This window comes from Streptomyces sp. 5-10 (assembly GCF_014712245.1).
Classification (GTDB): Bacteria; Actinomycetota; Actinomycetes; order Streptomycetales; family Streptomycetaceae; genus Streptomyces; species Streptomyces violaceusniger.
Window position 1 is genome coordinate 378,414 of the sequence record NZ_JACVYG010000003.1, and the last position, 23,913, is coordinate 402,326.

Consider the following 23,913-nt stretch of genomic DNA (forward strand, 5'->3'; position numbering starts at 1 on the left):
CAGCGGCGGGCACCAGGCACGGGCTACCGTCCGAGCGCCGAGGACAGCCGCGCCGCGAGCGGCTCGCCGCCGAGGAAGTCCAGCAGCTCGCCGACGGTCGGCCCGGTGGCGGGGCCGTGGCGGGTGACCGCGAAGGCGGCCGCCGCGTTGGCACCCCGTACGGCGCTGCTCAGCTCCAGCCCGTGGCCGAGGAGGGCCAGGAACGCTCCCGTATGGGCGTCGCCCGCGCCGTTGCTGTCGACCGCGGTCACCCGGCGGCCGGGGATGTGCGCGGGCTCTCCGCCGGGCGGGACCAGCCAGCAGCCGTCCGCGTCGGCCCGCAGCAGCACCCCGGTGCGCGGGCCCAGCCGCGCGGCGAGCGCGACCGCGGCCTCCCGGGCGTCGTCCCGCCCGGTCAGCAGCCGCCCCTCGCGCTGGTTGCAGCTGACCCAGTCGCAGCGCGCCAGAACGGGCTCCAGCACCTGCTCGGGGATCTGGTCGGCCAGGGGGCCCGGGTCGAGGAAGACCCGGGTGTGTTCCGGCAGCCGTGCCACGAGCGAGGCCAGGACCGGGCCGTTCACCGGGTAGGCGAGCCCGTATCCGGAGATCTGCACCAGGTCGCCGGGGCGCAGCGCGGCGAGCACGGCCGTCGCGTGGGCCTCGGTCAGCCGGGCCTCCGCGCCGAGGCTGGTGGCGAAGGTGCGCTCGCCACCGCCGTCGACGAAGGCCACGCAGAATCCGGTGTCCTCCCCCGTGACCGGAGGCAGCGGCACCTCGATGCCCTCCCGGGCGAGGTCCGCCCGGACCCGGTCGCCGAACGGCCCGGTGCCGTGGGCACCCGCGTACACGGCCGGCAGCCCCAGGCGGCGGGCGGCGGTGAGGACGTTGAATCCGCCGCCCGTGGTGAGGGTGGTGTCCCGGGAGATGATGTCGCCACCGCGTTCGGGCAGTGCGGGCACCCGCATCACCAGGTCGACGATGGCGTTGCCGAGCAGGACCAGCCGACCGACCGTGGCCTCGCCGGAGGCGCCGGGGACGGCGTCGGGGACGGCGTCGTGGCCGCTCATGAGAGCTCCCGCGCGGCCGGGGCGGGCAGCACCTGCGCTTGCGGCGGTTGCGCGGACGCCTCCTCGCGGACGGTGCCGTCGAGCCGGCGCAGCAGGGCGTAGACGACGGCCGCGAGCACCAGGGTCACCACCCATCCCAGCCCGTTGGACCCGATCCAGCTGTGGGCGAGCGGCCCGGAGAACCACACGTCGGTGGCGCTGGTACTGGCCTCGGTGAACAGCAGGCCCACCACGATGGCCGCCGCCCAGGCGATCATCGCGGCCCAGGCGACCCCGCCCCGGAACCAGTAGCGGCTGGAGCGGCCGACGTCCATCAGGGCCGCGCCGTCGTAGGACCGGCGGAGTATCAGGTCGACCGCGAAGACGCCCACCCAGGCGTTGATGGGGACGGCGAGGAGGGTGAGGAAGGTGATGAACGGGCCGTAGAAGTCCTTGGCGATCAGGATGAAGTAGATCCCGCCCGCGAAGGTGACGACCACGTCCAAGCCGACGGCGAGGGTGCGCCGGACCCGTATCCCCAGGGTGATCATGGTGAGCCCGGCCGAGTAGACGGACAGGTGGTTGGAGAGCAGCAGTCCGCCGAACGCGGCGATCAGATACGGGATGGACATCCACGAGGGCAGCATCGTGTTGATCGCCGAGACGGGGTCGGAGGCGGAGGCCAGATCGGGTTCACCCGCCGCGAGGAGCGAGCCCAGCGAGATCAGCACCACCAGCGGGATACCGGCACCGAAGGCGGAGGCGGCCACCAGCCTGCCGCCGGGAATCCGGCGGGGCAGATAACGGGCGTAGTCGGCCCCGGTGTTGGCCCAGCCGATCCCGGTACCGGCGGCGATCATGCCGACCCCCACGACCATGGAACTCACCGGCCCGACCGGGGCGTGGAAGACCTTGCCCCAGTCGATGGTGGTGGCGAGAAAGCCGATCACGACGAGGTTGAGCAGACCGAAGACATAGCTGGCCCACCTGTTGATCCACATGATGGTGGCGTGGCCCAGGCCGCTGATCAGCAGGGTGCAGCCGATGAAGACCAGCAGGCACACCACGGTCAGGACGGTGTTCCGCCGGATGCCGAAGGCGGCGTCGAGCAGCGCCAGCAGGGCGAAGGCGGCCGTGGTGGTGTTGATGGTCTCCCAGCCGAGCCGGCTCATCCAGGTGACCAGCGTGGGTCCCGCGTTGCCACGGACCCCGAACACCGCGCGGGAGAGGGTGAGGGCGGGCGCTCCGCCCCGCTTCCCGGCGATGCTGAGGGCGCCCACCAGGGCGAAGGAGCCGAAGGAGCCGAGGATGGCCACGACGGCCGCCTGCCAGATGTTCAGGCCGCGGAAGCTGACCAGCGCCGCGCCGAGCGGCAGGCCGAGGATGCTGATGTTCGCGGCGAACCAGGTCCAGAACATCTGGCTCGCATGGCCGTGGCGCTCGGCGTCGGGAACCGGCTCGATGCCTCTGGTCTCCACGGAGCCGACGCGGTCGTTCTCTGAAGCCGCCATGGTGGTACCTGTCTTTCTGTCCGGGGGCGCTCCGGTGCGGATGTGGGGGGCGGGGGTGTGTGTCACGCGGCCGTGTCGGCGCGCAGCGCGAGCAGGGCCTTGGCCAGCGGTTCCAGGTCGAGGTCGTTGACCGAGCGCAGGGTGGCGAGGGCGTCGTCGGGCAGGGCGGACGCCCCGCTGACGGCACCGGCTATGGCGCCGGCGATGGCACCGATGGTGTCGCAGTCGCCGCCGAGGTTGGCCGCCAACAGACAGGCCCGCCATGGCTCGCCCTCGGCGAGGGCCAGCACGGCGAAGGCGGCGGGGACCGACTCCTGGCTGGCGACGCTGGTGCCGACCAGGTCACAGACGCGGTCCAGGGCCTGCCGCTCGGGCAGGCCCCGGACCAGGTCCACGGCCCAGCCGATGCGGGCGGCGATATCGGCCCCGGCGACCCAGTGGCCGCGCTCGGCGCCGGCCTCGGCCGCCGTGATCGCCGCGCCGACGGCGTCCTCCAGGCCGCCGCCGTCGATGCCACGGCTCACCGCGGCGGCCACGGCGGCGGCGGAGGCGATGCCGATGGAGGTGTCATGGGTGACCTGGCACGCCTCCGCGACCCGGTCGAGGAAGGGCTCCAGGGGCGTGTCGGGGAAGGCGACGCCGACGGGGGTGATCCGCATGGCCGCGCCGTTGGTGGCACCGGACTTGCCCGCCTCCTCCGGCGGTACGCCCGCCGACACGGCCTCCAGGGCGGCCTTGGTGGAGGGGCCGAGCAGGTCGAAGGAGCCCTTGGCCTTCATGGCGCGCTCCCACTCCAGGAGCTCGTGCGCGAGCCGCAGCGGGTCGATCCGGCCGCCGGACCCGGTCAGCAGCCGGCCGACGATGACGGCCTGATCGGTGTCGTCCGTGACCGAACCGGCGGGCATTCCGGCGCTCACCGGGTTGTCCTCCGGGCCGGGTTCGAAATCGGTGACGGTGCCGAACCGGGCGACGATGGACCGCCGGGACATGATCTGGGTGGGCATACCGAGGGCGTCACCCATCGCCAGGCCGTAGAGGGCGCCGAGCGCGCGGTCGTGCTGGTGGTTCATGCGGACTTCCTGTCAGTGCGCGGAGGCGGTACGTCGGGCGGGGGCGGGCCGCGCCTCGCGGGGGGTGGTGTGGGGTCTCATCGGGGCTGCTTCCTCGCGGATGTCTCATCGCCGCTGCCCAGGGCCGTCTCGTCGGGGCTCTCGCCGAAGCCGAGGTGCAGCTGGAAGCGGGCGGGGTCCAGGAGGCTGGTCACCTGCTCGACGATCCGGCCATCGGCCCCGCGGCTGACCCGGCGGGTGTTGAGCCAGACCTCTCCCACCTGGCGGCGGAGCAGGGTCGCCTCGTCGGCGGCCAGTTGGCGCACGGACGCCCACTCGTCCCCGTGCGTGGCCCGGATGCCGACCGCGGCGAGGGTCTTGGTCAGCGAGCCGTCGAGGAGCCCGCCGAGCGGGACCTCGGCCAGGGCCGGGACCATCGGAACCCGGCTGCGCTCCAGCGCGACCGGGGTGCCCTCCGGCAGCACCCGCAACCGGTCGAGCGCCATGAACTCGACGCCGTCGAGGCCGAGTTCACCGGCCAGCCGGGCATCGCGCACCGCTTCCAGACGGAGCACCTCGGTGGTGACCTGGGCGCCCTGGTCGGCCAGCGCCCTGGTCCACCCCAGCCGGTTGTCCAGCAGGCCGCCGTCGAAGGTGACGAACGAGCCGACGCCCGCGTGGGTGGAGATCAGCCCCTGCTTGCTGAGCTCGTCCAGCGCCTGGCGGACGGTGGCCCTGCTGACCGCGAAGCGCCGGGTGAGCGCGTGTTCGCCGGGCAGCCTGCTGCCCGGTTCCAGGGCGCCGCTGTGGATCTCACGGGCCAGGACGCGGGCGATGCGCTGATGCTTGAGGACCTGTTTAGGCATGTCCGGACGTTAGCCATACATGTTCAGTCCTGTCTAGAGTCGCAAGCACTCCCATCGGAAACCGATCACTCTCGGTCCGCCGGAACGCCCTGGCGGCGGGAAAGCCGATGGCGCGGCCCGCCGTGCGGCGGGCCGCGCCATGGGTGAGCGACAGCCGGGGTCCGTCAGGCCGCGTCGTGCAGGATCGCCGCCAGCTCGCCGGGCTGGTCGAACATCGGCCAGTGCCAGCCGGGCAGCTCCCGGTACGCCCACCCCTCGGTCGCCATATGACGGAACGCCGGAACGACGCCGATCCGCGCCCGGACCTCGGCCACCGGGAAGCTGCACAGCACATGCAGCCGCGGCAGCTTCTCCCACGCCTCGGTCAGCCGGACCGGGGTGGTGGCGGTGGCCCATGGCTGCGGCACCGACAGCCGCACCAGCCGTTCGAGCGTGTCGTGCGGCAGTCCGGGCACTTCGGAGGCCAGCTGCCGCCACGGCGGGGGCGGCAGCCGCCAGCCGTCCCCCTCCGCGCGGACCAGCTCGGCGTTGCGCGACTGCTCCTCGGGCGGGGTGAACTCCAGGTGGGACATCCCGTCCGGCAGCGGTCCGCTGTCGATGAACACCAGGCGGCTGATCCGGTCCGGCATCCGGTCCGCCACGCCCGGGACGACCACCGCACCGGCATAGCTGTGGCCGACCAGCACCACATCGTGCAGGTCCTCGTAACGGATCAGGTTGAGCACATCGGTGATGTGGGTCTCCAGGTCGGTGTCGGGCCGGGCCAGATGTGCCCGTTCGCCCATTCCGGTCAGGCTGAGGGAGTGGACGTCGTGCCCACGGCCGCGCAGGTCATCCGCCACCGGGCGCCAGGCCCAGGCCCCGAGCCAGAACCCGGGAAGAAGTACGTAGATCGCCATGGCTCAGACGCTAGGAGGGATACCGGACAGGATCCGCCCGGTATTGCGGAATACTTGAGCGGCATGAACCGACCGACCGCCCGGGTGCTCGCGCTGCTGGAGATCCTCCAGGCCGGTGGCACCCGTACCGTCGCCGATCTGGCCGCCCGGCTCGGCGTGGACGAGCGCACCGTCCGCCGCTATGTCGGCCACCTGATCGACCTGGACGTCCCGGTCCGGTCGGTGCGCGGCCGCTACGGCGGCTACCGGCTCGCGCCCGGCTACCGGATGCCGCCGCTGATGCTCACCGACGAGGAGGCGCTGGCCGTATTGCTCGGGCTGGTCGCCGGCCGCCGGGCCGGGCTGGTGACCACGTCCGTCGCGGCGGCGGAGAGCGCCGCCGCCAAGGTGCGCCGGGTGCTGCCCGAGGCGCTCGGCCGTCGGCTGGACGCGCTGCTGGCGACGGCCGACTTCACCGCCCCGGCCCGCCCCATGGCCATCCCGGAGACGAGCGTGCTGCTGGTGCTCGCGGAGGCCGCGCGGGACCGCCGGCCCGTCGCCATCGGCTACACCGCCTGGAAGGGGCGGCGCAGCGAACGCACCGTGCATCCGTACGGGGTCGTCGCGCACTCCGGGCGCTGGTACGTGACGGGGGCGGACTCGGCCAGTGGCGAGGTGCGCACGTTCCGGCTGGACCGGATCGAGACGGCCTCGGTGCTACCGGGGTCGTTCGATGTGCCCGAGGGGTTCGACCCGGCCGCGCGGGTACTGTCCGGGCTGGCCGGGGTGCCGTATCCGCACGAGGTGTCGCTCCGGGTCCGGGGCACCGTCGAGCAGGTCCGCCACCGGCTCCCGCCCGGACTCGCCACCGTGCGGGAACTCCCGGCCGACCCTGTGCGGGACACCGCCTCCGGGGAGGGAGAGGGCAGCGCGTGGGTGCGGGTCGAACTGCGGGCCGAGCGGCTGGAGTGGGTGCCCTCCGTACTCGCCTGGCTGGACCTCCCGTTCGTGATCGAGCGTCCGGAGGCCCTGCGCGACCATGTGCGCGCCCTGGCCGGCCGACTCGCCACGTGTGCCGAGGCGGTCGCCGATGCCACGGAGGGGGCGGAGCCCCGCGCGGAGTGACACCGGATCGTTCCAGCACTCCGGGATCGGGCCGGTGCGACGCTCAGCGGCGAGGCCACCGTACGGCGGTGTCGGCCACGGCGGAGCGCGCCCGCTCCAGTGTCTCGCCGTGCCCGAACAGGCCCGGCAGTCCGCCCGTGTGCACGAAGACCGTGCGCTGCCCGGGGCGCACCTGACCGTCGTGGACGGCGGCGATGAGACCGGCCAGGGCACGGCCGGTGTAGACGGGGTCGAGGACGATGCCTTCGGTGCGTGCCGCCGTGGTGATGGCGTCCATGGCCGGTTCGGTGAGCGCGGAGTAGCCGGGCCCGACCTGGTCCAGGCGCAGCCGCAGGGAGGTGGCCGCGGGCTGTCCGGCCAGCCCCTCGACCAGGTGGCGGACGGTGTGCTCGGGGTCGGCGACGGCTCCGCAGTGCACCCCGAGCACCCGCTCGGCCCCGAGGGCGTGGACGAGCCCGGCCATGGTGCCCCCCGATCCGACCGCCACCACCACCGTGGTCAGGTCCGGGTCCTGCACCAGGAGTTCGGCCCCCGCCGCGACATAGCCCAGGGCGCCCAGCGCGCTGGAGCCGCCGAAGGGGATCACCGCGGGCCGGGCGCCCCGCTCGCGCAGGTCCCGGGCCACGTCGTCGACGGCCGCCGCGAGTTCCGCCTCGCTCACCTCGCCCGCCCATACGACACGGGCGCCGAAGAGACCGTCGAGCGCGATGTTGCCGGTCATCCCCTCGCTCGGCGCACCGGCGAGGACGAGGACCACGTCCATGCCCAGCCGGGCCCCCGCCGCGGCCGTCAGTCGGGCGTGGTTGCTCTGCGCGGCCCCGCTGGTCACCAGCGTGGTGGCGCCCTCGGCGCGGGCGGCCCCGGCCGTCCACTCCAACTTGCGGACCTTGTTGCCCCCGCCGCCCAGGCCGATCAGATCGTCACGTTTGACCCACAGGTCATCGGGCTCCAGCCCGATGGCACGGGCCAGGCGTGGCGCGGGCTCCAGCGGTGTGGGCCGACTCATCAACTCGGCCCGGGTGATGTCCTGACTCCGCGTGGTGTCCTGAGGCTCTTCTGACACGATCGCCGCCTTCGCTGCGCTGAGGGATGTCCGGGTGGGAGAAACGGCCGTTGGCCCGACACGGACAACGTAAGCGCCGACGCGGCACATCACCCACCGGGGCCGTCGACCAGGATCATGGCGCGCTCCTCCGGGGCGAGGTGCCGATTGCCCCAGACGGCCAGCGCGACGACCACCGGCCGCAGCGAACGGCCGCGCTCGGTCAGCACGTACTCATGGCGCACCGGGTTGGTCTGGTGCTCGGCGGCTCGGCCGCGCCCGCCGGTGGCTTCGAGGCGATGTCCGAGGAGATCTGGCAGCAGGAGCTCAACCACCATCTGCTCGGCGCCGTCCGCCTGGACCGCGCCCTGATCCCGGGCATGATCGAACGGGGCGGGGGCGCGGTGGTCCGTGTCTCCTCGATCCAGCGGCGGATGCGGCTGTGGAACGGCACGCCGGCCTAAGCCGCCGCCAAGGCGGCGTACCGTACCCGCCCTCTGAGGAGCGTCGAGCCGCGTCAGGCGCTCTCCACCGCGGTGCCGCCGGGCACCGCGCTCACCCGACCGGCGCGCACCACATTGCTGAGCGGCCTCCCCGCCTCCAAGCGGTCGATATTCGCCGCGATATCCGTGGCCCGGGCGGCGAACGTCTCCTCCGTGTGTCCCGAGTTGTGCGGTGTCATCACCACATTGGGCAGCGTGTGGAACGGAAGACGGCTCGGCGCGTGGGGTGGCCCGGCCCACCACACATCGAGGGCGGCTCCGGCGATGGTGCCCGCCGACAGCGCCTCGTACAGCGCCTCCTCCCGCACGACCGGGCCACGGGCGACATTGACCAGGAGGGACCGCGGACCCATCGCGGCGAGTTCGGCGGGGCCGATCAGTCCGCGGGTCGCGGGGCTCAGCGGAACGGTCACCACGACGATGTCGGAGTCGGCCAGCAGTTCCGGGAGCCGGTCCGTGCCACCCACCCAGTCGGGGCGCAGACCGTCCGGCAGCGGGGCCGATGGATCGCGGCGCACGGCCCGTACCCCCAGGCCGACCGCCTGGCACAGCCGGCCGATCTCCCGCCCCGTCTCGCCAAAGCCGATGACGCCGACCCGGCGGCCCCGCAGGGTGTCCCCGAAGGGGAGCGTGGCATCGACGGCCACGTTCCGCCACCGCCCGGCCCGCAGCTCCCGGTCGGCGGCGAGCACCCGCCGGGACAGCATCAGCACGCACATCAGGACGTGTTCGGCGATCGACGCGCCGTGGTGAAAGGTGTTCGCCACGGTCACATCGGGCCCCAGCGCCTCCAGGGGGATGCCGTCGTAGCCCGCGCCGACGACATGGACGAGGCGGAGGCGCCGGGCCCGGCGCGCGTGGTCCTCACCGAGCTGTGAGCCCACGTACACATCGACGGAGGCGATGGCGTCGGCGATCCGTGCCGCGTCCCAGTCGCAGACGTCCAGCCACTCGTGCCGGTCCTCGGTCCGTGCCCTCAGCCGCTCGCCGAACCTGCTCAGGATCCGGTGGTTGAGCATGATGCGCATCCCCCGGTCACCACCGGGGACAGCCGTGCCGGCCATGACCACCGTCCTCATATATAGGCGCCGTCTTCATTTGTGCATGAGGTCTATGAGGCTGTCAATGATCGGGAGGCCTCGGCCAGGGACCGCCCCACCTGCGCCTGTTGTCAGATCCCTTGACGTCCAGGCACCTCCGGTTTAGCTTCGGCGTCCACAAATGCAGACCGGGTACGTAAGTGTAGACAGCCATGTCGACTGTCGTTCTCGGGCGGCAACCCGCCAGCACCCTCGGAGATACGCCGACGATGAAGTCCTCCGTACCCTCCGGCCCGCACCGGGAACGGGGCCGGGCCCATACAGTTCTCGCCCTTCTCACAACCGGCACGCTGCTGCTGACCAGCGCGTGCGCCGTGGCGAACAGTGACGCGGCGGGTGACGCCGGAAGCGCGGACGGCCGCACCCTGCGGGTGGTCCTCACCCAGGAGCCCCCGACACTGGAACCCTGCGAGTCATCGCTGACCGCGACCGGTGTCGTCGTCCGCTCCAACATCACCGAGCCGCTGGTGGAACGCGACCCCACCTCGGGGAAGCTGGATCCGCTGCTGGCGACCGGGTGGCGGCAGACGAAGCCCACGACATGGACCTTCGACATGCGCCCCGGTGTGACCTTCCAGAACGGGCAGCCGTTCACGGCGAAGGACGCCGCCTTCTCCATCGACCGCGCCGTCAACTCCGATCTCGCCTGCAACGTGGACGGCTACGTCTTCGGCGACGAGAAGCTCGACGTACGCGCCGTCAGCCCGACCCGGCTGACCGTCACCACCGAGAAGACCGACCCCATCCTCCCCCTGCGGCTCAGCTTCGTCGAGATCGTGCCGCGTACCACCAGCACCGAGGCCAAGGTGCGGATACCGATCGGGACCGGCCCCTACGCCGTCAAGTCCTGGCAGACCGGTGTCTCCATCTCGCTCGCCCGCAACGAGAACTACTGGGGGAAGGCGCCCGCCTACCCCCGGGCCCGGTATGTCTGGCGCAGTGACGCCAGCGTCCGCGCCGCGATGATCGACAAGGGTGAGGCCGATATCGCGACGGCGCTGGACCACACCAGCGCCGACAAGGGCAACACCGTGGCCTACCCCAACAACGAGACCACCGCCCTGCGCCTGGACGGCCGTGAGGCGCCGCTCGACGACATCCGGGTGCGCAAGGCGATCGGCATGGCCGTCGACCGCAAGGGCATCATCGACGCGCTCCTCGGCGGACTGGCCAAGCCCGCCGCCCAACTCGTCCCGCCCGGTGTGGTGGGCCACAACGACGAGCTCGCCCCCGTCCCGTACCGGGTGGCCGCCGCCCGCGCGCTGGTGAAACAGGCCGCCGCCGACGGCGTCCCGGTGCACCGGCAGATCACCCTCGTGGCGCGCAACGGCATGTTCGCCGGGATCTCGGAAGTGGCCGAGGCCCTCCAGTACGAGATGGCACGGGTGGGGCTGAACGTGAGGATTCGCATGGCGGACACCGCCACCCACCTCCAGTACCAGCTGCGTCCGCTGCCCCGTGACGTCGGGCCGGTGGCGCTGCTGATCATGCACGGCAACCAGGCCGGGGACGCGGCGTTCACCACCAGTCAGTACCTGGTGAGCGACGGCCCGCAGTCCACCTTCGGCACCAAGGAGCTCGACCGGCGCGTCGCCGCGGCGGACGCGCTGTCCGGCAAGGCCCGCGAGAAGGCGTTCGCCGAGGTGATCGAGTACCAGAACGACACGGTCGTGCAGTACGCCTATCTGGCCCATATGCGCGGGCTGCTGGGGCTGTCTCCGAAGGTGCGGTACCGGCCGGATTCCGCCACCGGGGACGAGATGCGGCTGGCCGAGGTCGGCCCCGCGAAGCCGGGGAGGCGCTGAGATGACGTCCTTCCTGCGCAAGCGCGTCATCTCCAGCGCGATCCCCCTGGTGTTCGTGGTGCTGGGCGTGTTCTGCCTGGCCCGGCTGACCGGGAATCCCGTCGATCTCTACCTCCCGCTGAGCGCCACGCCACAGCAACGCGCCGAGTTCTCCGCCGCCCACGGCTTCGACGACTCCATCCCGGCGCAGCTGTGGGACTACCTCACCCAGGCCGCCCGACTCGACTTCGGGACGTCGCTGCGCACCGGGGAGTCGGCCGGTTCGATGGTGCTCAAGGCGTTTCCCGTCACGCTCCAACTGGCCGGGATGACGATGCTCCTGGCGATCCTCGGGGCGCTGCTGGTCGGAAGCCTCGCCGCGTACCGGCCCAACTCGCTCATCGACCGGATCGCCGGTCTGCTGTCGATGACGGCGGCCAGCATCCCCGACTTCTGGTTCGCGATCGTGGGGGTGCTGGTCTTCGGCGTGGGTCTCGACTGGCTGCCGACCTCCGGCACCCTGGGCGGCCCGGAGATCTGGGTGCTGCCCATCGCCACCCTGCTGATCCGCCCGTTCGGGGTGCTGGTGCAGGTGGTCCGCGGCAGCATGGTCGGCGCGCTGTCGGCGCCGTATGTGAAGGTCGCGCGCAGCAAGGGAGCCGACCCCAAGCGCGTGGTGTTCGGGCACGCGCTGCGCAACTCCGTCACGCCCGTGCTGACCGTCGCCGGGGATCTCACCGTCGGTCTGGTCAACGGCGCGGTGGTGGTGGAGACGATCTTCGGCTGGCCCGGGATCGGCAAGCTCATGATCGACTCGATTCTCCAGCGCGACTTCGCGGTGTTGCAGGCCGCCGTCCTGCTCACGGCGGTGACAATCTTCGCGCTGAACATCCTCGTGGACGTCTGCCACGCCCTGATCGACCCCCGAGTGCGCCAGGCGGTGCCGGCGTGAGCGAAGGAGCCACCATGACCGACCCGGCCGACCGTCCCGCTGGGGAGACCGCCCCGTCGCGCGCCCGTCCGCCGCGCTGGTGGCTGCTGCTCGGCCGGGACCGGGCCGCGGCCGTCGCGGCCGTCATCCTCGCCGGGGTGTTCCTGGTCGCGCTGTTCGGCCGGCTGTTCATCGGGGACCGGGCCGTACGGCAGGATCTGCGCGCCTCGCTGCGCCCGCCCTCCCTCGACCACGGCTTCTACGGACTGCTCGGCACGGATGTGCTCGGCCGCAGCGTGCTGGCCCGGCTGGTGGACGCCGCCGGGACGACGCTGTCCGTGGCGGTGCCCGCGGTGCTGTGCTCGCTGCTGATCGGCTCGGCGCTGGGGCTGTGGGCCGGCTACCACGGGGGCATGCGCGAGAACGTCGCGATGCGGGTCGCCGATGTCATCCTCAGCTTCCCGTCCCTGCTGATCGCGGTGGTCGTGCTGTATGTCTTCGCGCCCAGCGCGATGAACATCGTGCTGATCCTCGCCATCGCGCGCGTCCCGGTCTATCTGCGCACCGCCCGCGCGGAGTCGGCCGAGCTGAGGAGCCGTCTGTTCGTGGACGCGGCCCGGACCTTCGGCACACCGAGCCGGAACATCATCTACCGGCACATTCTGCCGATCGCGCTGCCGACGCTGCTGACCGTGGCCACGCTCGACTTCTGTTTCGTCATGCTGACCGAGTCGTCCTTGAGCTTCCTCGGCATCGGCATCCAGCCCCCCGATGTGAGCTGGGGGCTGATGGTGGCGCAAGGGCGCCAGTACCTCCAGACGGCCTGGTGGATCGCCGTACTGCCGGGTGTGGCGATCGTGCTCACCACGGTGTCGGCCACGGTGCTCGCCGCCTGGGTCCGCCTGGCCACCGACCCGGCCCAGCGCTGGCGTCTGACGTTGCCCAGGAAGCGGCGCGGCAACCGGGCCGCTGTTCCCTCGGAGATGATCGCGTGACCCCCTCCACCCTGCCCGCGCCCGCCGGGAGCGGCCTCCCCGCGCTCGACGTCGAAGGGCTCTGTGTCGACTTGAGCACCCCCTCGGGCACCGTCCGGGCGGTGAACGGTGTCGGCTTCCAGGTGCGCAAGGGGCGCACGCTGGCGCTGCTGGGCGAGTCCGGCTGCGGGAAGTCGATGACCGCGCTGTCCATCGTCGGGCTACTCGACCCGACGGCCGAGGTGACGGGCGGATCCGTGAAGGTGTCCGGCACCGATGTGCTGCGGCTGGGCCGGGCGGGGCGCAGAAGGCTCGCCGGTCCCGTGCTGTCGATCGTCTTCCAGGACGCGCTGACCGCGCTCAATCCCGTACAGCCGGTCGGCAGGCAGCTCGCCGAGCCGTTCCGCATCCATCGCGGGATGTCGCGCCGCGACGCCCGGGAGAAGGCGGTCGAGCTGATGACCCGCGTCGGCATCCCCGAGCCCCGGCTGCGGGCCCGCGCGTATCCGCATCAGTTCTCCGGCGGTATGCGCCAGCGGCTGCTGATCGCGATGGCCGTCGCGCTGGACCCCGATGTGCTCATCGCCGACGAGCCCACGACCGCGCTGGATGTCACCGTGCAGGCGCAGATCATGCGGCTGCTGCGGGATCTGCAGACCGAGCGGGAGATGGCGCTGGTGCTGATCACCCACGATCTGGCGGTGGTGGCCCAGCGCGCGGACGATGTCGTGGTGATGTACGCGGGCAACGTGGTGGAGACCGGCCCGGTGGCGGAGGTGTTCTCCCGCCCCCGCCACCCCTACACCAAGGGGCTGCTCGACTCGGTCCCCGAACACGCCGTCAGGGGCCGCCCGTTGCCCGCCGTACCGGGGAGCCCGCCCGAGCTCAGTGCGGTCCCGTCCGGCTGTGTCTTCCAGGCCAGATGTCCGCTGGCCCAGGAGCGCTGCGCCCAGGAGCGGCCCCGTCCGATGTCCGTCGGGGCCTCGCGTTCGGCCGCCTGCCACTTCTCCGAGGAGCTCGACCGTGCCTGAGACGCCCCTCACCGACGCCACCGCCGCCGACCCGCGGGCCGATGGCGAGGCCACTTCCCCTCCCCTGCTCGAAGTCCGCGGCGTGACCAAGTCGTTCGGCCATGGCCGCCGGCGCCTGACCGCGCTCGACGGCGTCGATGTGCGGGTCGAGCGCGGGCGGACGCTCGGGCTGGTGGGCGAGTCCGGATGTGGCAAGTCGACCCTGGCCAGGGTGGTGCTCGGTCTTGAGCGGCCGGACTCGGGCACCGTGCGCTTCGACGGCACCGATCCGTTCACCCTCAAGGGCAAGGAACTGCTCGCCTGGCGGCGCCGGGTGCAGATGGTGTTCCAGGACCCCTTCGCCTCGCTCAACGCCCGGATGTCCGCGGCCGACCTCATCGGCGAGCCGTGGCGCACCCACCGCGACATCGTGCCCACGGCACAGGCGCGGGAGCGGCGGGTCCGTGAGCTGCTGTCGCTCGTCGGGCTGCGGGAGAGCGACGCCCACCGCTACCCGAACGAGTTCTCCGGCGGGCAGCGGCAGCGCATCGGCATCGCACGCGCGCTGGCGCTCGACCCCGACCTCATCGTGTGCGACGAGCCGGTGTCCGCGCTGGACCTGTCGGTGCAGGCCCAAGTGCTCAATGTGCTCTCCGAGTTGCGGGAACGGCTCGGTGTCTCCTACGTCTTCATCTCCCATGACCTCTCCGTGGTCAGGCATGTCTCCGACCGGGTGACGGTGATGTACCTGGGCAAGGTCATCGAACACGGTCCCACCGAGGACGTCTTCGACCGGCCCGTCCATCCCTATACGGCCGCCCTGATGTCCGCCGCGCCCACCCTCGATGTCTCCGGTGCGGCCCAGGACGACGAGATCCCGTTGCGCGGGGAGATCCCCTCCCCGTACGACATCCCGTCGGGATGCCGGTTCCGCACCCGCTGCTGGAAGAGCGAGGCCCGGTGCGCCGAGCTCGCGCCTCCTGTCGTGATCCGCGACGGCACGGCGGACACCGGGCGGGAGCCGCACGAGGGCCTGTGCCACTTCCCGCTGGACGCCGGACCGACGGAATTCCCGCTGGACGCCGGGCCGACGGAATTCCCGCTGGATGCCGGACCGACGGAAGCATGAGCCCGCCGGAGTTCACCCTGCTCTTCGTCACGGTGGCGGTCGGGGCGCTGCTCCAGGTCGCCATCGGCTTCGGGCTCGGCCTGCTGGCCGCCCCGGTGATCGCGATATTCGACCCGTCGCTCACCCCGGTGGTGGTCCTGCTGCTCGCCACCGGGGTCACGGCCGCGGTGCTGGTGCTGGAGGGCGGCCACCTGGACCTGCGGGGCGCGGGGTGGGCGCTGGTCGGCCGGGTGCCGGGGGTGCTGGGCGGCGCGGCGCTGGTGGCCCTGCTGCCCGCCCGGTACCTCGCTCTCCTCGTGGCCGCCGTCGTCCTCACGGGCGTGGCGGTGAGCCTGCGCGGCTTCGTGCCCACACCGCGGCGGCGGTCGGTGCTGCTGGCCGGTCTGATGTCGGGGCTGATGGGCACGGCGACCGCCATCGGAGGGCCGCCGATGGCCATGGTCTGGCAGCGGCTGAGCGGACCGCGGCTGCGCGCCACGATGAGCGGGTTCTTCCTGGCGGGTTCGGTGATGAGCCTGGCCACCCTGGCGGCGACGGGGGCGGTGCACACGTACAGCCTGTGGCACACCGCCCTGCTGGCCCCGGCCGCGGCGATCGGGGTGCTGCTGGCCCGCCCGCTGTCGAGCCGGCTGGACCTGCGGCGCACCAGGGCCGTCGCCATGGTGCTCGCGGTGGCGAGCGCGACCGTGCTGGTGGTCCAGCAGTTCGTCTGAGCCCACCAGGGAACCGGGTCAGCCCTCCGCCGCCACGGGGACGGCGCGGCGCTGTCCGGTGACCTTGGAGGCGGGCAGCCGCCCGGCCTTGGAGGTGCCGGTCATCGTCTCGCCGTCGACGGTCATCGTGAACGCGAGGTTCAGTCGCATCGGCTTGGTGATGGCCTGACGCCAGATGAGCTGGTCACCGTCGAGCGCTACATCGGCCAGCGGGACCTCCTCTCCCGCACCGTGGGCCGTACCGGTCAGGGTGCCGTCCTCGTCGCGGAGTTCGATCACGGCCTTGATCCGGCCGATGGGGGTGGAGATGGACAGATCCCAGGTGCCTTCAACGGACATGGTGGTGTGCTTCCTTACGGTGGGACGGAGCCTGCGGTGAGGGGCGGATCGGGCTGGGGCGGTGTGGTCACGGGGCGACGGGCGACGGCCCGTGGTGGCGCCAGGGGGTGCCACGGCGCTCGTAGGCGAACAGTTCCTCGACGGCGTGCGCGATCCGCGGCCCCACCTCGCGCTCCAGCAGGTACAGGCCCAGATCGAGCCCGGAGGTGACGCCGGCGCCGGTGACGAGGTCGCCGTCGTCGACGACCCGGGCCCTGACGGCGTTGACGCCGGTGGCATCCAGCATGTCCAGGCCCATGTGGTGGGTGGTGGCGTAGCGGCCCTCCAGCAGACCGGCCATGGCCAGCACGAGCGAGCCGCCGCACACCGTGGCGACGGTCACCTCCGGGCGGTCCATGGCGGCCTTCAGCAGCCCCGGCAGCCCGGTGTTCAGGGTGCGGCCCAGCAGGACGGGGATGAGCCCGTCCTCCCGCCACTCGCCCGCGTCCGCGTCCGCGTCGTGGTCGGGGACCTCGCCCGGCTCCCCGACACGGCCGGCCGCACCGGGAACCACCACCAGGTCCGCCCTCGCGGGATCCAGCGCGGCCGTGGCGCGCAGCGGTACGCCGCCGACCCCGCTCACCACCTCGCGCGGCCCCTCGGCGGACACCAGCTCCGCGCGCAGCGCTCCTCCGGCGGCCATGCCACCGGCGTGCAGCACCTCGTAGGGGGCGAGCACATCGAGGAGGTCGAAGCCGTCGAACAGGACGATCTGGGCGAGCATGAAAACGTTCCCTCACATGCGGCGATGGCCAGTCCGTCTGGCCCTGTTCCGACGCTAGGCGAGGGCGGAAACGGCTCCCAGTGGCAGGAGTGACATGGTTCAACGGGTTCTCGCCAAGCGGGCCGACGGGTGCCCGGAGGGTGTCGGCGGGTGCCCGGGGGTGCCGCGATCAGGCGTCTCAGGCCGCGTCGGGCGGCATGTTGTACGGCGTGACGACCTGGATGGGCGAGGGCAGGGAGGGGCCTTCGTCGGGCAGGGCTCCGTGGGCCCGCATACCGCCGAGGAGAAGCGCTCCGGCGCCCGTATCACGATGTCGATCATGAAGGTGCGGCCGCCGATGCGGACCTGGGTGCGCTGCCGGTCCAGGTCCTTGATCGCCTGATGGACCTCCCGGCTGGTACTCTCGCGCACCCTCCGCACCCTGCTCGAGCGGACCACCGAGCCCGGCGACCACCCCGGTGCCGACGCCGTGGAGCGGCCCCGGTGGTCCCCCGCGCCTGGTCACCGCCCGGGGCGGCGCATGGCACGGCGCGCCGGAGGTGGACGAGTGGCTGGACGCGGACCTGGCCTTCCCCGGCGGCGCCACCGGATCCGCCCGCTGCCACATGGCACACGAGGAGTGGCGGATGAGCTTCAGGGTCATCGGCTCGCGGACGCCCCGGCCGCGCACCGCGCTTCCGGTCCCGGGCTGGTCCGCGAGACAGCCCGCGCTCCCGGGACGACCCGCGCCACGGAGTGCCACCGCCCGTCGGCGGGCGGTGGCCTCCGGCCGGCTCAGCCCGCCGGGCCGGCCGCCGTCCCCGGCCCGGCCGTTCCGGGCGCGCCCGCGCGCAGCCCGTCCATGACCAGGTCCAGAAGCCGTCGGGCGCGCGCCTGCCCGTTCTCGTCGAGGCCGATCTGCCACAGGCCGGCGATGGCAAGCAGGAAGTCGTCGGTGGTGACGCCCGGGCGGATGGTGCCGACCTCCTCGTTGGCCCGCAGCAGGAGCGCCACGGCCTCGGTCATCTGGCCGTGGCCCGGTTTCTCCTGGCCGCAGGATGCGCTGGTGGCCTTGTGCAGCGCGTCGCCGAGCCCGGCCTTGGCCATGGCGAACCGGGCGAGGTGCCCCATCCACTCCCGCAGCGCCTGATCCGGCGCGCGGGTACGCAACAGCTCGGCCGCGGTGTCGGCCACCTGCCGCAGCTCGTGGCGGTAGATCTCCAGAACGAGGGCCTCGCGGCTGGGGAAGTTACGGTACAGCGTGCCCTGCCCGACGCCCGCCTTCTTCGCGATGGTGCTCAGCGGGACGTCCGCCGAGCGCGTCAGCTCCGCCAGCGCCACTTCCAGGATGCGCTCGCGGTTCGCAGCCGCGTCCGAGCGCAGACGCGCGTCCTTCTCTGCCCGCACTCGTCCTCCTTCCGGACCTCGCCGTAGCGCCGACCTTGCTCACCGGACAGCTGTCCGCTAAGTTTCATGCACAGCGGACAGCTGTCCGCTTAGGTCCACCTTACCGGCTGAAACGGCCAGTGTGGATGGCCGAAACCGAGCGCCGACCGGCATTGTCTCGTATTTCATGTCCCCGGGACTTCCTGCCCAGGCCCCGGGCCCCTCCATCGGACGACTTCAACGCGCCCCACACCCGCGAAAGAAGGCTGATCATGGCCCCATCGACGTCCAGCGTCATCACGCTGACCATCAACGGCGAGAAACACACGCTGCCCGTCGACCACCGCACCACCCTGCTCGACGCCCTGCGGGAGCAGCTCGATCTCACCGGCACCAAGAAGGGCTGCGACCAGGGTCAGTGCGGTGCCTGCACGGTGCTGATCGACGGCCGCCGGGCCGTCTCCTGTCTCCAGCTCGCGGTGGCGGCCGAGGGCCGTGAGGTCACCACGATCGAAGGCGTGGCCGAGGGCGACGAGCTGCACCCGGTGCAGCAGGCATTCCTCGACCTCGACGGCTACCAGTGCGGTTACTGCACCCCGGGACAGATCTGTTCCGCCCTCGCCGTGATCGAGGAGCACGCGGCGGGCTGGCCGAGCGCCGCCACCGCCGACGTCCGCCCCGAAGCGGGGCCCCCGCCCCTCACCCCGGACGAGATCCGGGAGCGGATGAGCGGCAACCTGTGCCGCTGCGGCGCCTATGTGTCGATCGTCCAGGCGGTCGCGCGGGCGGCCGAGGCGCGCACGGCCGGGACCGAGGAGGCCCTCGCATGAAGGAGTTCGGCTACCAGCGGGTTCTCGAGGTCTCCGAGGCGGTCTCCGTGCTCGGCGCGGACCCCGACGCGCGTTTCCTCGGCGGCGGCACCAATCTGGTCGATCTGATGAAGACCGGCGTCGAGCGGCCGGGACGCCTGGTCGACGTGCGCGAACTGCCCCTGGACCACGTCGAGGTGACGCCGGACGGGGACGTGCGCATCGGGGCCACCGTCACCAACAGCGATCTCGCCGCCCACCCCGAGGTGCGGCGCCGCTACCCGGCCCTCGCCCAGGCCGTCCTGGCCGGTGCGTCCGGGCAGCTGCGCAACATGGCCACCGTCGGCGGCAACCTCCTGCAGCGCACCCGCTGCGGCTACTTCACCGATGTGGCCGGGCCCTGCAACAAGCGCCTCCCCGGCAGCGGTTGCCCGGCCATCGAGGGTGAGCACCACAACCACGCGATCCTCGGCGCCTCCGAGCACTGCGTGGCCACCCACCCCTCGGACATGGGGGTCGCGCTCGCCGCCTTCGACGCCGTCGTACGGTACGAAACCGCCGACGGGCCCGGCGAGTTGCCGCTCGCGGACTTCTATCTGCCCGTGGGCGACACCCCGCACCTGGAGACCGCGCTGCCGTCCGGCGCGCTGATCACCGGTGTCACCCTGCCCCCGGCCCCGGTGGCCGCCCACTCCCGCTACCGCAAGGTCCGCGAGCGCGCGTCCTACGCCTTCGCGATCGGCTCGATCGCCGCCGCCCTCGACGTCCGCGACGGGGTCGTCCACGAGGTCCGCCTCGCCTTCGGGGCCGTCGCCTCCCGGCCGTGGCGGGCCCTGGAGGCCGAGCGGGCGCTGACCGGAGGCCCGGCCACCGCCGAGGCGTTCACCGCCGCCGCGGACGCGGAGCTGACCGCCGCCGCGGCACTGCCCCACAACGGATACAAGGTGCCGCTGATGCGCAACCTCGTCGTGGCCCTGCTGACCGAACTCACCGAGGAGGCCGCCCGATGACCACGACGACCGGAACCACCACGACGACGGGCGCCTTCGGCACCGCGCGCACCCGCGTGGAGGGCCGGGAGAAGGTCACCGGAGCGGCCCGCTACGCGGGCGACATCCCCCTGCCCGACCTCGCCCACGGCTGGATGGTGCTGTCCACCGTGGCCCGCGGCCGTATCAGCTCGATCGAGTCCGAGCCGGTCCTCGCCATGCCCGGTGTCCTCGCGGTCATCCACCACCAGAACGCCCCGCGCGTCAACCTGGACTACATGGGCATGATCGGGAAGCCCGACCCGATCGTCGGGGTCTTCCAGAACGACCGCGTCCCCTTCATGGGCTGGCCGGTGGCGCTGGTCCTCGCCGAGCGGCCCGAGCAGGCCAGGGAGGCGGCGGAAGCGCTGGTGGTCCGGTACGACCAGGAGCCGCACGACATCGGCTTCACCGCCGGACACCCGGATGTGTACACCCCTCCGGATTCGCCCTTCGGGCCGGCGGTGGCGACGAAGGGCGACGTCGAGGCCGAACTCGCCGCGTCCACGTTCGTCGTGGACTCCGAGTACACCACCCCGGAAGAGCACCACAACCCCATGGAGCCGCACGCGGCGACGGCCCACTGGGACGGCGGCCGGCTCGAGGTCTTCGACTCCAACCAGGGCAGCACGATGGTGGCCGCCGAGCTCGCGCAGATCTTCTCCCTCGACGCGGAGTCGGTGCGGGTGCGGTCCGAGCACGTCGGCGGCGGCTTCGGCTCCAAGACGGTCCGCCCGCACCAGGTGGCCGCCGCCATGGCCGCGACCGTCCTCCAGCGCCCGGTGCGCGTCGTCATGACCCGCCGCCAGATGTTCTCCACCATCGGCTACCGCAGCCCCACCGCGCAGCGGGTCAGGCTCGGCGCCGACGAGTCGGGGCGGCTGCGGGCGCTCGACCACCGGTCCGAGTGCGTCACATCGACGGTCCACGAGTTCGTCGAGCGGAGCGCCTCGGTGGGCCGCGTGATGTACGACGCCGACGCGCACTACACCAGCGACCGCGTCGTACGGCTCGATGTGCCGACCCCGACCTTCATGCGCGCGCCCGGCGAGGCACCGGGCTCGTTCGCGCTGGAGTGCGCGCTGGACGAACTCGCCGAGAAGTCCGGCATCGACCCGATCGAGCTGCGCGTCCGCAACGAACCCGACCGGGGCCCGATCTCGGGCCTGCCGTTCAGCAGCCGCAATCTGGTCGCCTGCTACGAGGAGGGCGCCCGCAGGTTCGGCTGGGCGGACCGGGATCCCCGTCCGGGGGTGCGCCGCGAGGGGCGGTGGCTGCTCGGGACGGGTATGGCGGCGGCCAGCTTCCACTCCGGGGCCGGGCCGTCCACGGCGGCCGTGACGGCGGAGGCGGACGGCACCTTCACCGTGCGCATCAACGCGGCGGACATCGGCACCGGCGCCCGGACCGCCATCAACCTGGTGGCCGCGGACGGGCTGGCGGTGGATCCGGAGCGGGTCCGGGTGGTCATGGCGGACAGCGACCTCGGCCCGGCGATGCTCGCCGGTGGCTCGATGGGCACGCGCTCCTGGGCGTGGGCGGTGGCGATCGCGGTGAGCGAACTGCGCGAGCGGCTGGCCCTGGGCGGCGACATCCCGCCCGAGGGGATCACCGCGCGCTCCGACACCACCGAAGCCATCGGCGCCCTCGCGCAAAAGGAGCGGCACTCCTTCGGCGCGCAGTTCGCCGAGGTGGCCGTGGACGTCACCAGCGGAGAGGTCCGGGTGCGGCGGATGCTCGGCATCTTCGCGGCGGGCCGGATCGTCAACCCGCTGACCGCGCGCAACCAGCTCGTCGGCGGGATGATCTGGGGCATTTCCATGGCCCTGCACGAGGAGGCGGCCAGGGACCGGGCCTCGGGCGGCCTCGTCTCCCCCGACCTCGCGGGCTATCACTTCGCCGCCAACGCCGATGTGCCGATCGTCGAGGCGGACTGGGTGGACGACCCGGACCCGGACGACCCGGTCGGCATCAAGGGCGTGGGTGAGGTCGGCATCGTGGGAGCCGCGGCGGCGATCGCCAACGCGGTGTGGCACGCCACCGGCGTCCGCCACCGCAACCTGCCGATCCGCCCGGACCGGGTCCTGTCGGCGGGGACGAACGTGCCGGAGCCCGGCCACGCGGGCTGACGCTCTCACCGTCGAGTGCTCGGCGCCGGCCAGGCTTCCCGCCTGGCCGGCGCCGAGTCCGTAGGGGCGCGGTTCGGCCGCTCGGAACGCGTAAGGGCGCCGTCCGCCACGCCGGCTCGTAGGCACGCAGCCCTAACGCGGTGTGGCCTTGTGGGGCGAGTCCGCTCGACCATACGGGCGGGATGGGAGGCCCAGTCCGATTATGTGATCGGGTGGCACGGTACCGACAACGGCATGGCCACTCCCCCCGATCCCCCGCAGAACGCGGAGACCACGAGCCCCGCATCCCTGGTGGGCCGCAAGGGCTACAACGAGCGCTTCCTGGGCCCCTCCCTGCCGCTGCCCCGGCCGGTCGGCCCCGATACCCAGACGACGGTCCTGCCCTACACCCACTTCAGCGTCGTCTTCCGCCCGGACCGCCGGCTGGCCGCGGCGACGGCCGTCACGATCGACGGCGCGCACCTCGTCGATGTGGAGCGCGAGGACGAATGGCGCTTCGACCCCCGCCTGCCCGAGGCCCAGCAGGCCGGTGACCCCGTCTACCGGGACAACCCGCTGGACAAGGGACATCTGGTCCGCCGTCTCGATCCCGTATGGGGTCGGAACGCGTCCATGGCGAACGACGACACCTTCCACTACACCAACGCCGCTCCCCAGATGAACGTCTTCAACCAGGGCAAGAAGCTCTGGCAGGGGCTGGAGAACTTCCTGCTGGACCACGCCGAGGAGTTCGATAGGAAGCTGACGGTGTTCACCGGGCCCGTGCTCGAGGACTCCGATCCGCCCTACCGGGGCATCCAGGTGCCGCTGCGGTTCTGGAAGGTCGCCGCCTTCCTCCAGGACGGGGAGCTGGCGTCCACCGCCTATGTGCTCGACCAGAGCCCCGACCTCAGCCGGGACGCCGCCGCCCGGGTCATGGCGGAGGCCGCGCGAGCGGGAGACCCTCCCCCGCTCGGGGCCTTCCGCACCTTCCAGGTGCCGGTCGCCGACATCGCCCGCCTCACCGGCCTGGACCTGGGCCCGCTCCCGGCGGCCGACCGGCTGACCGCCGGAAGGCGCGCCGCACCCCGCTGGACCCTCCTGGAGTCCTACGACGACATCACCGTGCGTGCCGCATGAACCCCTCGACCGACCGCACCTGAGGCCGCGTCGACGCCGCACCGGCGCCGGATACCGCCGATCGGCTGGCGCTGTGCGGCGATCCAGTCATCTTCCCGCTCCGCCCGCTCCCCTCCGGGCCCCGGCGGGGAACACTCGCCCAAGCCGAGGAGAGCAGAGAGGGCACCGATGAGCGACGACTTCGTGCTGGACGTGACCAGGATCCGCGACGAGGCCCGCCGGAAGATGGCGGCGGGCCCGGTGACGGACGCCTACGGTCTGGACAAGGACCGGGTCATCGGCATCCTCAACGACGTCATCGCGACCGAGGTGGTGTGCTGGCTGCGCTACACCCGCCACGCCATCTCGGCCAGCGGGATCGACCGCGCCCAGGTGTCCTCGGAGTTCACCGAGCACGCGAAGCAGGAGATGCAGCACGCGCTGCGCGCCGCCGAACGCGTCTCCCAGCTCGGCGGCGACCCCGACTTCGACCCCGCCTCGCTGACCCAGCGCTCCCACACCGACTACACCACCCCGGCCAAGAACGACCTCAAGGCGATGCTGGAGCACAATCTGCTCGCCGAGCGCATCGTGATCGCCAGCTATCAGGAGATCATCCGCTGGCTGGGCGAACACGACCCGACCACCCGGCGGCTGATGGAGTCGATCCTGGAGGAAGAGGAGGAGCACGCCGACGATCTGGTGGATCTGATCGGCGTCTGACACCCGTGGTGGATCGGCC

At 72.4% G+C, this 23,913-nt stretch carries 23 protein-coding genes and 2 pseudogenes; 13 read left to right on the plus strand and 12 right to left on the minus strand.

The features are described from left to right. Positions 1-23: 23 nt before the first annotated feature. The 5 genes from IEJ02_RS06075 to IEJ02_RS06095 all read right to left on the minus strand — a co-directional run bounded on the left by IEJ02_RS06075 (position 24) and on the right by IEJ02_RS06095 (position 5,350). On the minus strand, positions 24-1,046 hold the full coding sequence (locus tag IEJ02_RS06075) for a PfkB family carbohydrate kinase (protein ID WP_191063744.1): 1,023 nt from the start codon (positions 1,044-1,046) through the stop codon (positions 24-26). After that, positions 1,043-2,536, minus strand: coding sequence for a purine-cytosine permease family protein (locus tag IEJ02_RS06080; protein ID WP_137981641.1), 1,494 nt, complete (start codon positions 2,534-2,536; stop codon positions 1,043-1,045). Before IEJ02_RS06080 ends, IEJ02_RS06075 begins: the two co-directional genes overlap by 4 nt. A gap of 62 nt (positions 2,537-2,598) precedes the next feature. Then, positions 2,599-3,606: an ADP-ribosylglycohydrolase family protein gene (locus tag IEJ02_RS06085; protein WP_191063745.1), complete on the minus strand. Its 1,008-nt coding sequence runs from the start codon at positions 3,604-3,606 to the stop codon at positions 2,599-2,601. Between the two features lie 77 nt (positions 3,607-3,683). Further along, positions 3,684-4,451 carry a GntR family transcriptional regulator gene (locus IEJ02_RS06090; protein WP_191063746.1) on the minus strand — a complete coding sequence of 256 codons (768 nt, stop codon included), beginning with the start codon at positions 4,449-4,451 and terminating at the stop codon, positions 3,684-3,686. 164 nt (positions 4,452-4,615) lie between these two features. Then, complete coding sequence (locus IEJ02_RS06095; protein WP_191063747.1) at positions 4,616-5,350, minus strand: alpha/beta fold hydrolase; 735 nt, start codon at positions 5,348-5,350, stop codon at positions 4,616-4,618. Between the two features lie 63 nt (positions 5,351-5,413). On the opposite strand from IEJ02_RS06095, the gene IEJ02_RS06100 reads away from it, so the two are divergent. Continuing rightward, positions 5,414-6,454, plus strand: coding sequence for a helix-turn-helix transcriptional regulator (locus tag IEJ02_RS06100; protein ID WP_191063748.1), 1,041 nt, complete (start codon positions 5,414-5,416; stop codon positions 6,452-6,454). A gap of 43 nt (positions 6,455-6,497) precedes the next feature. Here IEJ02_RS06100 and IEJ02_RS06105 read toward each other — a convergent pair whose 3' ends face one another. Further along, entirely contained in the window at positions 6,498-7,517 is a 1,020-nt protein-coding gene (locus IEJ02_RS06105) for a D-cysteine desulfhydrase family protein (protein WP_317985731.1), read from the minus strand. A 92-nt stretch (positions 7,518-7,609) separates the two neighbouring features. Then, positions 7,610-7,756 (minus strand): annotated as a pseudogene (locus tag IEJ02_RS06110) (winged helix-turn-helix transcriptional regulator); the annotation flags it as partial. A 39-nt stretch (positions 7,757-7,795) separates the two neighbouring features. Here IEJ02_RS06110 and IEJ02_RS06115 point away from each other — a divergent pair. After that, on the plus strand, positions 7,796-7,960 hold the full coding sequence (locus IEJ02_RS06115; protein WP_370466985.1) for an SDR family oxidoreductase: 165 nt from the start codon (positions 7,796-7,798) through the stop codon (positions 7,958-7,960). Positions 7,961-8,013: 53 nt separating this feature from the next. Here IEJ02_RS06115 and IEJ02_RS06120 read toward each other — a convergent pair whose 3' ends face one another. Beyond that, positions 8,014-9,063: a 2-hydroxyacid dehydrogenase gene (locus IEJ02_RS06120; protein WP_223863415.1), complete on the minus strand. Its 1,050-nt coding sequence runs from the start codon at positions 9,061-9,063 to the stop codon at positions 8,014-8,016. Between the two features lie 245 nt (positions 9,064-9,308). Between IEJ02_RS06120 and IEJ02_RS06125 the strand changes: the two genes are divergently transcribed. The 6 genes from IEJ02_RS06125 to IEJ02_RS06150 are packed head-to-tail and all read left to right on the plus strand — an operon-like array spanning position 9,309 to position 15,640. Next, a complete protein-coding gene (locus IEJ02_RS06125; RefSeq protein ID WP_191063749.1) occupies positions 9,309-10,904 on the plus strand; it encodes an ABC transporter substrate-binding protein in 1,596 nt (531 codons plus the stop codon). A gap of 1 nt (position 10,905) precedes the next feature. Then, positions 10,906-11,835 (plus strand): ABC transporter permease, encoded by a 930-nt coding sequence (locus tag IEJ02_RS06130; protein ID WP_191063750.1) that lies wholly within the window; start codon positions 10,906-10,908, stop codon positions 11,833-11,835. Positions 11,836-11,849: 14 nt separating this feature from the next. Then, on the plus strand, positions 11,850-12,809 hold the full coding sequence (locus tag IEJ02_RS06135) for an ABC transporter permease (RefSeq protein WP_191063751.1): 960 nt from the start codon (positions 11,850-11,852) through the stop codon (positions 12,807-12,809). Further along, on the plus strand, positions 12,806-13,819 hold the full coding sequence (locus IEJ02_RS06140; protein WP_191063752.1) for an ABC transporter ATP-binding protein: 1,014 nt from the start codon (positions 12,806-12,808) through the stop codon (positions 13,817-13,819). The genes IEJ02_RS06135 and IEJ02_RS06140 overlap by 4 nt, the downstream gene beginning before the upstream one ends. After that, entirely contained in the window at positions 13,812-14,927 is a 1,116-nt protein-coding gene (locus tag IEJ02_RS06145) for an ABC transporter ATP-binding protein (RefSeq protein ID WP_191063753.1), read from the plus strand. Before IEJ02_RS06140 ends, IEJ02_RS06145 begins: the two co-directional genes overlap by 8 nt. Next, a complete protein-coding gene (locus IEJ02_RS06150) occupies positions 14,924-15,640 on the plus strand; it encodes a sulfite exporter TauE/SafE family protein (RefSeq protein WP_191063754.1) in 717 nt (238 codons plus the stop codon). Before IEJ02_RS06145 ends, IEJ02_RS06150 begins: the two co-directional genes overlap by 4 nt. An 18-nt stretch (positions 15,641-15,658) precedes the next feature. Here the strand turns inward: IEJ02_RS06150 and IEJ02_RS06155 are convergent, their stop codons facing one another. The 4 genes and pseudogenes from IEJ02_RS06155 to IEJ02_RS06165 form a co-directional block, all read right to left on the minus strand. Next, positions 15,659-15,979: a hypothetical protein gene (locus IEJ02_RS06155; RefSeq protein WP_191063755.1), complete on the minus strand. Its 321-nt coding sequence runs from the start codon at positions 15,977-15,979 to the stop codon at positions 15,659-15,661. A 67-nt stretch (positions 15,980-16,046) separates the two neighbouring features. Continuing rightward, on the minus strand, positions 16,047-16,742 hold the full coding sequence (locus IEJ02_RS06160) for a DJ-1/PfpI family protein (RefSeq protein WP_191063756.1): 696 nt from the start codon (positions 16,740-16,742) through the stop codon (positions 16,047-16,049). Positions 16,743-17,015: 273 nt separating this feature from the next. Further along, positions 17,016-17,159: pseudogene (locus IEJ02_RS48260) on the minus strand (LacI family transcriptional regulator); the annotation flags it as partial. A 357-nt stretch (positions 17,160-17,516) separates the two neighbouring features. Beyond that, positions 17,517-18,128 carry a TetR/AcrR family transcriptional regulator gene (locus IEJ02_RS06165; protein WP_191063757.1) on the minus strand — a complete coding sequence of 204 codons (612 nt, stop codon included), beginning with the start codon at positions 18,126-18,128 and terminating at the stop codon, positions 17,517-17,519. Positions 18,129-18,379: 251 nt separating this feature from the next. Here IEJ02_RS06165 and IEJ02_RS06170 point away from each other — a divergent pair, with 251 nt between their 5' ends. The 5 genes from IEJ02_RS06170 to IEJ02_RS06190 all read left to right on the plus strand — a co-directional run bounded on the left by IEJ02_RS06170 (position 18,380) and on the right by IEJ02_RS06190 (position 23,894). Beyond that, positions 18,380-18,937 (plus strand): (2Fe-2S)-binding protein, encoded by a 558-nt coding sequence (locus IEJ02_RS06170; protein ID WP_191063758.1) that lies wholly within the window; start codon positions 18,380-18,382, stop codon positions 18,935-18,937. Next, positions 18,934-19,926 (plus strand): FAD binding domain-containing protein, encoded by a 993-nt coding sequence (locus IEJ02_RS06175; RefSeq protein ID WP_191063759.1) that lies wholly within the window; start codon positions 18,934-18,936, stop codon positions 19,924-19,926. Before IEJ02_RS06170 ends, IEJ02_RS06175 begins: the two co-directional genes overlap by 4 nt. Then, positions 19,923-22,073 carry a xanthine dehydrogenase family protein molybdopterin-binding subunit gene (locus tag IEJ02_RS06180; protein ID WP_191063760.1) on the plus strand — a complete coding sequence of 717 codons (2,151 nt, stop codon included), beginning with the start codon at positions 19,923-19,925 and terminating at the stop codon, positions 22,071-22,073. Before IEJ02_RS06175 ends, IEJ02_RS06180 begins: the two co-directional genes overlap by 4 nt. A 234-nt stretch (positions 22,074-22,307) precedes the next feature. After that, entirely contained in the window at positions 22,308-23,192 is an 885-nt protein-coding gene (locus tag IEJ02_RS06185; protein ID WP_191063761.1) for a DNA/RNA non-specific endonuclease, read from the plus strand. Positions 23,193-23,360: 168 nt separating this feature from the next. Next, positions 23,361-23,894 carry a ferritin-like domain-containing protein gene (locus IEJ02_RS06190; protein WP_137981635.1) on the plus strand — a complete coding sequence of 178 codons (534 nt, stop codon included), beginning with the start codon at positions 23,361-23,363 and terminating at the stop codon, positions 23,892-23,894. The last annotated feature ends 19 nt before the right edge of the window (positions 23,895-23,913 follow it).